Here is a 12,977-nt window from a genome sequence, read left to right as displayed (position 1 = left end):
TTAAGTACAAATTCAAAATTATCTAATACTAATTCTATTTATTGTTTTGCGATTACTTCCTTCAAAAAACTTTCAATAGAACCACTATTAATACGTTTTTTAGCGTTGAACTCACAAAAAATAAATTAGAATGAACTATGATTTATTTTTGACTTAGTACTTATTTTATTGAAATTAAATCCTTGTAATTAGTTTGTCGTTCATTTATATTTTTCTCTTTTTTCTCAAAGAAGACTCTCTGATGATCAATTCACTTTTTAAGATTGAAGTCTCACTTGTCAATAATTCCTCATTATCTTCTAAATGTAAAATAAGTTTTTTCGCCACCAATTTTCCCATTTCATAGGCAGGTTGGTTGACAGTAGTAAGAGAAGGAGTGAAAAGTTCGGCAAGAGGTTCATTACTGAAACCCACTACTAAAACATCTTCAGGAACAGAAAGATTATTTTCACTTATAGCTTTAATGGCCCCAAAAGCGGTCATATCATTCAACGCATAGACGGCATCCGGGACTTTTCCTTTGCTGATAAGGTCCTTCACATAGCTATACGCTTTGTGTGTGCTTAGTTCCATTTCATTGATATTCAAGTGTTTTAGGTCAATGCCTTGTTTGATATAACTATCAATGATCCCTTTTTGGCGATTGCTATAAATTGAAGCCGTTTTATATCCAGAAAGTACAGTAATTTTTTGTGCACCTTGCTGAATAAGATGATCACACATTAGAAGTGCAGTTTTATGATCGTCCATTAATACGCGGGTGGTTTGTAAACCTTCGGCGTATCTATCAAAACAAAAAACAGGAATCTGTTGATCGATTGCTTTTTGGATATGTTCAATATTATCATTATACATCGCAGGTGAAATCAAAATACCTTCAACCCGGCTATTTAATAGTGTATTGATACTTTCTTGTTCTTTTTCAGTGATATCTTTCGTTTGAGTGATAATCACATTGTAGCCATAAGATTGAGCAATATCTTCAATGCCAGCGATAGCTGTAGAGAAAAAATACCTTGAAACAAAAGGGATCACAACACCAATGGTATTGCTTTTATTCGTTCTTAAATTAGCCGCTAAATTATTAGGCTGATAATTTAATTCCTTTGCTTTAGCCTTCACTTTATCTCTTGTTTTTTGAGAAACACGAGGATGATCATTCAAAGCTCTAGAAATTGTTGAACTGTTCAGATTTAATGCTCTAGCGATGTCATGGATTGTGGTTGCTTTTTTTACTTCCATTCATTAACTATTTTCAATTCAATACTTTGATCATTTCACTTGATTATTGATAATTTCATTTTGAATATCAGGATTTTTACACGTGTAAATTCATTGTTTTAAAAGGTTCGTTCAGGTCACGTGTAAACGGTAGTAGAAATCACATGTTATTCAAACAGATGTATTGGAATTACACTGCTTTTTTATTCAAATTTGTTTTGCCAACCTAATTCTTTAAGAATAATATCTGAAGTTGAAGATTTACCTTTATTTCAATCACCAATTTTTATGTTCCATACTACTTTTTTGAACTGTAAATATGCCTAATTTTAGTCTATAAGCTGTATTGAATTCTCTCAAAAAAATAAATTGAAGAAGTGTCTTTTTTACATAATTATGAAGTAGACTCAATTTGTCAACTAAATAATTCATTATATATCAGATAATCAAGTAATTAAAAATTTCATTGTTGCTGTTTTTTGTTTGATTAAAATGTTTAACAACAGAAATCAATACCAATTAACACAAAAAAAAGCAATAAAAACAATCGATTGTATTTTTTGTTGAAAATTTATAAAAAAAATTTGCATAATACGGATTATACTACGTATCTTTATTGTACAGAGAGTGAGGAAGCTCTTTGATTTTTACATGACCATGCAATCGATTGCAATTTTGGTCTGTTATTTATAATTACCAAGTGAGATTTTCCACCCGGCCTTAATGGAATGAAACGAAATGAAATAATTAAACTACGTGATCTTTTTACAAAATCTTCATTTTTGAAGATCTCTATATAATAAACAAAGCGTTACTAAAATAGGAACCCTATACGTTAGAAATTGGCGTTCTACTGTCCTCTTTTTTTAAAAAGGATTGAAGATGAATATTGTCAAAAATATTTTTGATGGAGGGGTTATATGTGGTAAAAATTTGAACCAATTGGAATATTTTCCAATACACTACGAAATGAATTACAGCTACACTATCGATTTAATCTATTTAACTACAAAATGAGCGACTTATATGAATTGGAAGGTAAAGGTACATTGCTTACTAAAAGCGTGGATGACCTTGAACTCAAAGAATCTAAATACAGGTATAGGATATTAGCATTGTTGTTTATGGCCACCACCATCAACTTGATGGATAGAAGCATGATAGGCGTTTTGGCACCTAGTCTCGAAATGCTATTTGATTGGTCAAAATCAGATTATGCAAATATTAATATAGCTTTTAAACTAGCTTATGCTATTGGTATGCTTTCAATGGGAAGTTTAGTCGATAAGTTTGGAACACGAATTGGTTATACTGTTTCCATTGCGGTTTGGAGTGCATTTGGTATGCTTCACGCTGTTTTAAGACCTAGTTTTGGATTGGTCGGTTTTATCATAGCCCGCTTTGGATTGGGGATTGGTGAAGCAGGAAACTTTCCAGCAGCTGTGAAAACAGTAGCAGAGTGGTTTCCTAAAAAAGACAGGGCGTTTGCGACAGGTATTTTTAATGCAGGAGCAAATGTTGGAGCCATCTTAGCACCTTTGGTAGTAGGTTTAATTGTACTGGAGGATGGAACGCATTGGCAATTTGCATTTTTGGTAACTGGAATTTTAAGTGCTATTTGGGTGATTTTGTGGTTGAAAGCGTATAAAAACCCTGAAAAACACAATAAGGTGAATGCAAAGGAATTGGCCTATATTCAACAGCATGAAGACGAGCAGGAAAATTCTTCAAAAAAAATTCCTTGGGCACGGGTGATAGCTAAAAAACAAAGCTGGGCTTTTGCTATAGGAAAAATGACAGATGGAGTTTGGTTCTTTTTTATGTTTTGGAGTGGAATGTTTTTCCATGATACATTCGGTGTGAGCATCAAAGAACTTGGAGCTGCATTGGTACTTGTTTACCTTGTTGCAGATTTTGGTAGTATTGGAGGTGGATACCTTCCTAAGTTTTTTTTGAATAAAGGATGGTCACTCAATAAATCCAGAAAAACAGCAATGCTAATTTGTGCAATGTTTATTGTACCAGTAGTATTTGCAACATTAACTGATAACAAATGGATTGCTGCTATTTTAATCGCCTTTGCTTCAGGTGGTCATCAAGCATGGTCAGCCAATCTTTTTACACTTGTTTCTGATACTATGCCTAAAAATTCAGTTGCTTCAGTTGTTGGAGTTGGAGGAATGATTGGTGCAGTTACCGGAATGTCGATTGATTTTCTGATGGGCAGATATTTGGATAAAGTGGGAAGTGAGGCTTACTTCTGGATGTTTTTGATTGCCGGTCTTTCCTATTTAATCATTTTGGCAATTATTCATCTTATCAATCCAAAACTTGAGTCTGCAAAATTTTAACCAAATGTATATATAGTTTATGTTAGCTTGTTTTGAAAAATTAGATAAGCTCAACTGCATAAAATATTGAAATGCGACATGAATAATTGGTATTTTCTTTTCTTCGAATAATTACCAATTGGAATAAAGCGTTGCATTTTACTACATCTAATTACCTTTTAGAAAGAGAAATTATGAAAAACAATTACGTTTACTTCTATAAGTTTGTAAGTACACTACTATTAATACCCCTTACATTTAGTTGTAATGAACAAAATGATAAAATTTTTATATCATTAAATAATACAATTTTAACTGATCGCCTAAATGAGACCATTGAACTTGATGTTCAACCCTTCGAAGAACTGATTAAGAAATATGGTTATGAAAATTTAGCCATTGAAAATACTGAAACAGGAGAGTTGTTAATCAACCAATGGATTGATCTGAATGATGATAAAGTGATGGATCAGTGGTTGTTTCAAATTGACATAAAATCAAATTCTAAATTATCACTTATTGTACGCCCATTGAAGTCGGGTGAGGCACAACCTTCTTCACAAAAAACGACGTATTCAAGGTTTGTTCCAGAAAGAACGGACGATTACGCTTGGGAAAATGACAGAGTGGCATTAAGAACTTTTGGTCCTGATGCTCAGAGAAGAGCTGAAGCGAATGAGTATGGCGGTACATTGACCAGTGGAATTGATGCTTGGTTGAAAAAAGTAGACTATCCAATTATTGATAAATGGTATAAGAATAACTCTGAAAAAGAAGGTGCTTATCATATTGATACTGGAGAAGGTTACGATCCTTATCATGTAGGTCCTAGTAGAGGTATCGGTGGTATTGGGTTTTGGGTGAATGATTCTCTTTATACATCAAAGAATTTCACTTCATACAAAACCATTTCAGAAGGACCTATCCGTACTGTTTTTCAATTGAATTATGCCCCTTGGGAAGTGAACGGACAGCAAATAGCGGAAGAGAAAATTATCAGTTTAGATCTTGGGAGTAATTTATGTCATTTTCATTCAAAATTTACTACGGAAGGTGTTGTGCCTCAGGTTGCTGTAGGTATTACATTGCATGATAATAAGGGAGAGGTTTTGATTGATAATTCAAAAGGTATTTACAGCTACTGGGAAAAAATTGATGATGCAAACTTAGGGTTAGGTGTTGTGATGCCGAGTCAATTAGATAAAGGTTTTGAAAAGGTATCCGATCATAAAGATGCCAGTCATCTATTGGTGCTTGCAACTCCAAATCAATCAGAAATTGATTATTACGCCGGTTTTGTTTGGGAGAAAAGTAAGCAATTTGCATCTGAAGATGAATGGAATCAGTACTTACATACTTTTATAGAGCGAGTGAAAAATCCAGTAAGCATCGAGATCAATAAAATATAACGTGACTGAATTTTTTTAAACTAATCTACCACTTTTTAATCAAAATTTGATGAAAAACTTCAAATCATATATTACTCTATATTCTTTCAATTTACTGATAATCAGTCTTGTTTTTGGGTGTGGACAGCCTCAAAGTCAAAACGATACAAACGATACAGCGGTCGAGAATTCAGATCGTTTCAACATAGATGCACAATTGGATTATTGTTTGGCACAGGCCGAAAAAACGTTAGCCTTAGTGCCTGCTGATTCTCTCTTTCCAAGGACTATTAACAAAGGAAGTAAAGAATGGCGTTATGTACCTGTAGAAGATTGGACAAGCGGATTTTTTCCAGGTACACTATGGTATCTGTATGAATATTCTAAAGATAAAAAATGGTTGACAGTGGCAGATAAGTACAGCCGTTTCCTTACACCTTTAGCCACTCGACCTCCACTAGATCATGATATTGGTTTTCAGATGTTTTGCAGTTTTGGAAATGGATACAGACTCACTGGAAATGAGGAGTATAAGGATTTAATTATGAACTCTTCCAAGCAGTTGATCACCTTGTATAACCCAAATGTCGGTACCATTTTGAGCTGGCCTAGAGATGTTCCAAATATGGAATGGCCTCAGCATAATACCATCATGGACAATATGATGAACTTAGAAATGTTGCTTTGGAGTGCACAAAACGGAGGAGATGCAGCATTTAGAGAAGTTGCTGTGAATCACGCAGATGTGACCATGAAAAATCATTTTAGAGACGATTTTACTTCTTATCATGTAGTGATTTACGATCGTGAAAATGGTCAGAAAATTAAAGGAGTAACACATCAAGGTTATGCAGATGATTCTATGTGGGCAAGGGGACAGTCTTGGGCTATTTATGGCTACACGATGATGTATAGAATGATAGGTGATGAAAAATATTTGAAATTTGCGCAACAGGTATCAGATGTATATTTGACCCGTTTGCCAGAAGATTTAATACCATTTTGGGACTTTTCTGCTCCTGATATTCCAAATGCACCAAGAGATGCTTCAGCGGCTGCAGTTACAGCTTCAGCTTTGCTTGAATTAGGTGGATATGTAGGCGGTGAAAAAGGAAAAAGATATATAAACTTAGCTGAAAAAATGATTATCGAATTATCTTCCGAACGTTACCAAAGTAGAGACAGCAATTCTGCTTTTCTGTCGCATTCAACAGGTCATCATCCTGCTGGTTCTGAGATAGATGCATCGATCAATTATGCAGATTATTATTATGTGGAAGCATTAATAAGATTGAAAAAAATAGAACTAGGAGAATCAATACTATCGTCAATTTAGAGTGAGTAATTTTTTTGATAAGCATAAAGACTATGGTTAAACTTTTGGCCATAGTCTTTTTTATTTTGAAAAGGAAGAGGGCAAACATTTCATTTCATAATGAACTGTTTTTTATATTGTGCAGGAGGAATCCCCTTTACGGTTTTGAATACTTTTGAGAAGTGGTAACGGTCTGAAAATCCGACTTTTTGAGCAATGAAGTCAAAGGAAAGTTCAGCATTTTCCATTAAGTGGCATGCTTTCCCGATACGTACATTCTTAATGTATTCTTGTGGACTTAAGTGTATATTTTGTTTAAAAAAACGAGTAAAAGAATTGGTGGCCATATTGATATTCTCAGCCAGTTCAGCATTGTCAATAACTCTGAAATAATGTTCATTGATAAACTCAATCGTTTTAATAATACGAGCATTCAGTTGTTGAGGTAAGAGTTGGTTTTCATCAATACATTGGATAGTAGAAAGTATTAATTGGTGAATTTTAATAGCGGTGTGAATTCGTATTAAATCATTGTTGCTGAGTACTTTTTTTTTGATTTGTTGAATAAATTCTCTTTGATCATCACTTAATGGAATCTCATAAATATTACTATTGAATTGATCAAGTGCTTTACCTAAGTTGAAGTGGATAAACAGATGAATAATGTTGTTCTGGTTGATATATTTCTCTACATCATTACTGCATTGAATAACTCCACCCTCAAGTTCATTATTACTCATGTTTTCATTCCCTTTAATAGAAGTTTCAAACATAGTATTGGGAGGGATGAGAATAACTTTATCGGGATTGATTTCAATTTTCCGTCCTTTATAAGTGATGTAGGCCCCTTTGTTTTTATTCCAATACAATCTCCAATAAGGAGAAGATAACTTTCCGTTTTTCCATTTTTTTAACCACCACAAACGGCAACAGAGTACCTCGATTCTTAGTGGGTCTATTCTCTGTGTGGAAACAGAAGGATCTCCACTTCTTTTAAGTTCTAATTTCTCGTTCATAATTTTAGTTATGTTTCATATGTACACAAATATAATTTAAATAAACATTTTTTAATACATTAGAGTTATTTACTTTTGTTATATAAGATACACGTACAAAATACGCTACATAAATTTAATACATAGTATTAAGTGATCTAAAATATTGTAATAATCTACTTTTGAAAATCTGACAATTTTATTCTTTAATTTATTTTTAATAAACATCAAAAAATACAAAATAATACTGAAATGAATTTGCAATTTACTTTATAATACAAGACGAAATGAATTTTACTTATTAAACTAAAAAAGATAAAGCAATACGTGGTATATGGATTATCACTACCGTACAGTTAAAATGTATCACACTATTCTCTGAGGAGTTTAATCACTTCTTTAAGTTCTAATTGTACGAATACTAATATGCCTTTTTGCTTAGAGCATGTTTGAAACATTACTTTTAGTAAAAATCCACCCTAACAGAACGTGAGTTTATTAATTTCATCACAACCTAAAACGGAGAATTTTTACTTCTAAAATTTATATTCCAAACATACTCTTACTTTTTTCAAGTATTGAAGATTTCTCTTTTCTCTCTTCATATATCTATAACATCATCGTAACTCATTTGTTGAGAGACGAATAATTATTAATTTTTTTTACTTATGATAGCAGTAACTATTACTAGCAATGTCCGTAAAAAAGTACTAACAACCTTACTCTTGATAGTAGGTATTGTTACTTCAGGTTTTAGCGATCCCGCTTCGGACAATAGTGGGGACGAAACTTATCAAGAATTTAAAATATCTGGACGAGTTTCTGATAAAAATAACGATCCACTACCTGGCGTTTCTATTATGATTAAAGGGACAGCCAAAGGAACAACAACAGATTTTGATGGAAGGTACTCATTATTTGTTCCCGATAAATCAGCAGTTTTAGTATTCTCATTTATAGGATACCAGCCACAAGAAGTTCAAGTTTCAACTCAATCAGAGATTAATATCAAATTAGAAGATGATTTAACAGAGTTGGAGGAGCTTATTGTTATTGGTTATGGGGAACAGAAAAAAGAAACACTAACGGGTGCAGTAGAATCAGTAAGTTCTGAGGTTTTTGAAAGCCGTGCGGTTTCTAACCCTGCTCTCGCACTTCAAGGTCAAACTCCTGGTGTTGCAGTAACACGTACATCAGCTCGTCCTGGCGATGATCCTTCTATCTCAATTCGTGGTACTAACTCAATCAACGGAAACTCGAACCCGTTAGTCATCATTGACGGTATTCCTACTTTAGGAATGAGTGCATTTACTTCTTTAAACCCAGACGATATTGAAAGTATTTCAGTATTAAAGGACGGATCTGCTGCGATTTATGGTTCTAGAGCATCAAATGGTGTATTATTAGTAACCACTAAAAAAGGTAAAGGCGAGATCAAAGTGAACGTGAATATTCAAGGTTCAATGAACACTCCATCAATGAGAGCGCCGTTAGCAGCAAGTCCTCAAGAGTATGCTAATGCGTGGTTGAGATATGGTGAGCAAGATAAATTAGCCGGTTTGGATACTTATTACTGGGCTTGGACTGAGGATCAATTAAACTGGATGGCAAAAGGGGAACCGGGTTATTTAGAAACACCTTATTGGGGTAATATTTATGTAGGAAATAACCTTAAGCAAGAAGATTTATATGGTACTTCTTATTCTCAAAGACATGATGCAAGTGTATCAGGTGGTACGGATAGAAGCAGTTACCGTTTCTCTTTTGGTTACGTAGATGAAGTAGGTCCTGTGAAGCCTGTAAAAGATGCTTTAAAGAGATACAACTTCAGAGGTAATTATAAATTCCAGGTCAATGAGTGGTTAGATTTAAGTGCGAATGTTTCTTATTTCAACAGAACAATCTCAGGTCCTACTTATGATGGTACTAGAGCTTTCCAAGAGATTCCATTATTCCCAACAACTAACCCATTTGGTAATTGGGGTGCGAACTTTGGCCAAGCAGGTGGTGGAATTAACAGACTTGCAGAAATGGTAGACGGCGGTAAAAGAAACAAAGAGCGTCAGGAATTTAGAACGATGTTGAGTGCTACTGCAAAAATTTTACCGGGCTTAACTTTCCGTGCGGATGCGGCATTAGACCGTTCTTGGGATAGAAATCAGGAGTATAGATCAGAAGTGACAACTTATGCTTGGAATAATACTGTTGCTAATGCGAGAATCAATACAAACAACAACTATATTTCAGAGTCAGCCAATACAGATAGACATGAAACTTACCAAGGTGTATTTAACTATGAGAAATCATACAATAATCATAGCTTTAATATCACAGCAGGTGGTACTGCTGAGAAAAGAGTTCATGATAAGTTAGGTGCGAAATTATATGACTTTGAAGATTTAGGCGTCTATGATTTAGAAATGGGTAGCGTTGAAAACCAATTTGAAGTGAATGGTGGAGGTTCAAACTGGGGTTTAATGTCACTTTTAGGACGTTTCAACTACGGATATAAAAATAAATACCTTATTGAATTACAAGCTCGTCGTGATGGTTCTTCTAAATTCGCTGACGGTTACAAGTGGAAAACATTTGCTGGTGGTTCATTAGGTTGGGTAATTACACAAGAAGATTTCTTAAAGAACAACGATATCTTAAGTTTCTTGAAACTGAAAGCAAGTTATGGTGAACTAGGTAATCAAGGCGGTATTGGAAACCATGATTATGCATCACTAGTGGACAGAGGTTCATTTACTTACTTCGGTAATCAAAGTGTTTATCCATATCTTACAGCAACTGCTAATGATATCACAACAAACGAAAGATCTTGGGAAACAATTAAATCAAGTAACATTGGTCTTGAATTCGGTTTCTTAAACGATAAATTGAAAGGTGAATTCAACTACTACCAAATGTTGAATGAAGATATGTTGATCGGTGTAACTTATCCTTCAATTTTAGGTGGTTCGCCAAAAACAACAAACAGCGGTACTTTAGAAACAAAAGGATGGGAATTCCAGATTTCTTGGAATGACAAGATTGGTTCGGACTTCTCTTACAACATTGGTTTCAACCTAAGTGACTCTAAAAACAAATTGGTTTCAATGGAAGGAAAAACGGATGTGGCTGAAGGATTAGTAGGACAAAGAGAAGGTTACCCACTTAACTCTTACTTCATGTACCAAACTGATGGGTACTTTGCTACTCAAGCTGAAGCAGATGCTTATTATGAGCTTTATGGTACTGTAAAGCCAGGTCGTTTACCACAAGCTAACCCTCTTCGTGCAGGTGATGCAAGAATCGTAGATGTAGATGGCAACGGATACATTGATGCAATTGGTGATCCTGAAAATGGTGATGCAGGTGATTTAGTGTATGTTGGAGATAAAACACCTCACTTCTTATTCGGTATCAACGCAGGTTTCCAATGGAAAGGTTTTGACTTCAATATGTTCTGGCAAGGAGTAATGGAGCAAAAAATCTACCGTAACAAAGGTCAAGCAGTATTCCCTCGTTCAGGTCACTTTACCAACCAAAATGTATCTTACGTAGGTCACACATGGACCCCAGACAATACAGGTGCACCTTACCCACGTGTTACAAGCTGGCAAGACATCAATGACTGGAACTACAGAAACACTGATTTTATGTTGTCAAGTGGTAGATATATCCGTCTGAAAACGTTGTCATTGGGTTACACATTCAATACAGGGAAAATTAAAGGAGTGGACAAAGTACGTGTTTACTTCTCAGGTAATGACTTGTTGACCTTCTCAAATGAAATCTTAGACGGATGGGATCCAGAATATGGTAACTCTTTAGACCAGACTTACCCATTCTACAGATCATTTGCCCTTGGTGCTAACCTATCATTTTAATTCGAAAAGTTACAATCATGAAACTTAAAAATATAATATCAATTTTTGGTGTAGCCTTATTAAGTAGTTGCACAAGTTATTTCCTAGACCTTGACGATCCTGCCCAAGTAACAGAGGACAGTTATTTCAATAAACCTTACCAATTCAGAGAAGCAGCTAATGCAATGTATGCAGGTCTGCCGAGCTTTAGAGATTCAGATAGAAAAACTTGGGATCTGTATGGTTATGGTAATGATTTGATGGCCAAGACGATTGATGATGGATCAAGATATGGCTATGGTGACTATTCTACACCATTGACGCATAAGATCTGGGATAAAGATTACTCTAACTTACGTACTGTAAATAAGTTGATTGAGTTTGCGGAAAACTATGAAGGGGATCAAGCAGACATCATGAAAGAAGTGGCTGAAGCGAAGTTTTTCCGTGCGTATTACCACTTTGAATTAATGCAGTATTTTGGAGGTGTAACCATCGTGACAAAGTCATTATCAACAGACTCTGATGAACTTTATGCTAAGCGTAACAGCCGTTATGAAGTGACTGCTCAAATCCTTGAAGATTTAAATGCGGCAATTCCAAACTTACCATTAGAATCAAGTATTTCAGATGGTGATAAAGGACAAGTTAGCCAAGGTGCAGCAAAAGCATTCAAGGCACGTGTACTATTGCATGAAGCGACATGGATGAAGTTTGTGGGAACTAAAACGGACGGAGACGGTACTTCAGAAGGTGCAGGTAGTGAAGGTTATGACCAAGCAAACATCAATATTTACTTAGCAGAAGCAGCTAAAGTGGCAAAAGAAGTAATGGATGACCCTTACTATCAGTTATTTGACTACAATACTCAATTGGAGAACATGAGTAGCTTCTTCTTATTCAACTTAGATGCAAGCTCAAATCCAGTGGGTGTAGACAAGTCTATCAATAGAGAATTTATCTTTGTTCGTAAACACGATATGGCTCTTTTCCATGACGGAAACCCATCGCAGGTTGGTCGTACAGCACCTACACGTAAGATGATGGATATGATACTTTGCTCAGATGGTTTGCCAATCGAAAAAAGTGCAGTATTCCAAGGTTATGTAAATGCAAGTGATGAGTTTATCAACCGTGATTACCGTATGAAGGGTTACTTCTCATCTTACAATCAGTACGGTGATTACACTGACTTGAAAACTGGATTGCCAACAAATGAAACAATTTTATTGGCAGGTTTTACAGATGCTGATGCAGGTGGCGGTTATAAATGTCACAAGTATACAAAATGGGGACAAAATGATAATCCTGAAGTACTTGCTCAAGGAGGTTTAGATTATCCAATCATTCGTTTACCAGAAGTTTATTTGACATACGCTGAAGCACTTTACGAATTGAACGGAACATTATCAGATGCTGAATTAGATGCTTCTATCAATAAAACAAGAGCTCGTGCTGGTATTCCTCCATTGACAAATGCCTTCATTTCTGCCAATGCACTTGATGTACAAGAAGAAATCAGAAGAGAATGGGCGATTGAGTTCTACTCGGAAGGAAAGCGTTACCACAACCTTAAAAGATGGGGTATTGCAGAGCAGGAACTAGGAGATCCATTATTAGGTATGGTAGTAGGAGGCACTCCATTTGAAAACGATCCAGCTAAATTCAAGAGAGAGGCTTACCCTAATGAACCAATCCCTTATACGTTGCCAAATGGCGAGACAAAAGATGTAATTGTAGTTGCAGATGAGGGAGTTAGAAACTTCTCACTAACAAACTACTTGCGACCAGTTCCAACGGGACAAATTCTATTGAATGAGAATTTAACACAGAACCCGGGTTACTAATTGAAACAGTGTTTATTTTTTTAATCC

At 35.1% G+C, this 12,977-nt stretch carries 7 protein-coding genes; 5 read left to right on the top strand and 2 right to left on the bottom strand.

Translation table 11 applies throughout. The features are described from left to right. Nucleotides 1-204: 204 nt before the first annotated feature. Nucleotides 205-1,242, bottom strand: coding sequence for a LacI family DNA-binding transcriptional regulator (locus AVL50_RS08160; protein WP_062615996.1), 1,038 nt, complete (start codon nt 1,240-1,242; stop codon nt 205-207). Nucleotides 1,243-2,234: 992 nt separating this feature from the next. Between AVL50_RS08160 and AVL50_RS08155 the strand changes: the two genes are divergently transcribed. The 3 genes from AVL50_RS08155 to AVL50_RS08145 all read left to right on the top strand — a co-directional run bounded on the left by AVL50_RS08155 (nt 2,235) and on the right by AVL50_RS08145 (nt 6,275). Continuing rightward, the gene (locus AVL50_RS08155; RefSeq protein WP_082795719.1) at nt 2,235-3,572 is read left to right on the top strand and encodes an MFS transporter; all 1,338 of its coding nucleotides are present in this window, start codon (nt 2,235-2,237) and stop codon (nt 3,570-3,572) included. Nucleotides 3,573-3,745: 173 nt separating this feature from the next. Then, nucleotides 3,746-4,960, top strand: coding sequence for a DUF4861 domain-containing protein (locus AVL50_RS08150; protein WP_082795718.1), 1,215 nt, complete (start codon nt 3,746-3,748; stop codon nt 4,958-4,960). 49 nt (nt 4,961-5,009) lie between these two features. Next, nucleotides 5,010-6,275, top strand: a complete 1,266-nt coding sequence (locus AVL50_RS08145; protein WP_062615995.1) for a glycoside hydrolase family 88 protein — start codon at nt 5,010-5,012, stop codon at nt 6,273-6,275. Between the two features lie 89 nt (nt 6,276-6,364). Here AVL50_RS08145 and AVL50_RS08140 read toward each other — a convergent pair whose 3' ends face one another. Then, nucleotides 6,365-7,270: an AraC family transcriptional regulator gene (locus AVL50_RS08140; RefSeq protein WP_062615994.1), complete on the bottom strand. Its 906-nt coding sequence runs from the start codon at nt 7,268-7,270 to the stop codon at nt 6,365-6,367. Nucleotides 7,271-7,917: 647 nt separating this feature from the next. Here AVL50_RS08140 and AVL50_RS08135 point away from each other — a divergent pair. Together AVL50_RS08135 and AVL50_RS08130 are read left to right on the top strand one after the other, a co-directional pair. Beyond that, a complete protein-coding gene (locus AVL50_RS08135) occupies nt 7,918-11,124 on the top strand; it encodes a TonB-dependent receptor (protein ID WP_062615993.1) in 3,207 nt (1,068 codons plus the stop codon). A 17-nt stretch (nt 11,125-11,141) separates the two neighbouring features. Beyond that, nucleotides 11,142-12,950 carry a RagB/SusD family nutrient uptake outer membrane protein gene (locus tag AVL50_RS08130; RefSeq protein ID WP_062615992.1) on the top strand — a complete coding sequence of 603 codons (1,809 nt, stop codon included), beginning with the start codon at nt 11,142-11,144 and terminating at the stop codon, nt 12,948-12,950. Nucleotides 12,951-12,977 lie beyond the last annotated feature (27 nt).

The organism is Flammeovirga sp. SJP92, from assembly GCF_001583495.1.
Taxonomy (GTDB): Bacteria; Bacteroidota; Bacteroidia; order Cytophagales; family Flammeovirgaceae; genus Flammeovirga.
The sequence above is the reverse complement of the archived record's forward strand: the minus strand, read 5'-3'. Positions and strand labels throughout refer to the sequence as shown.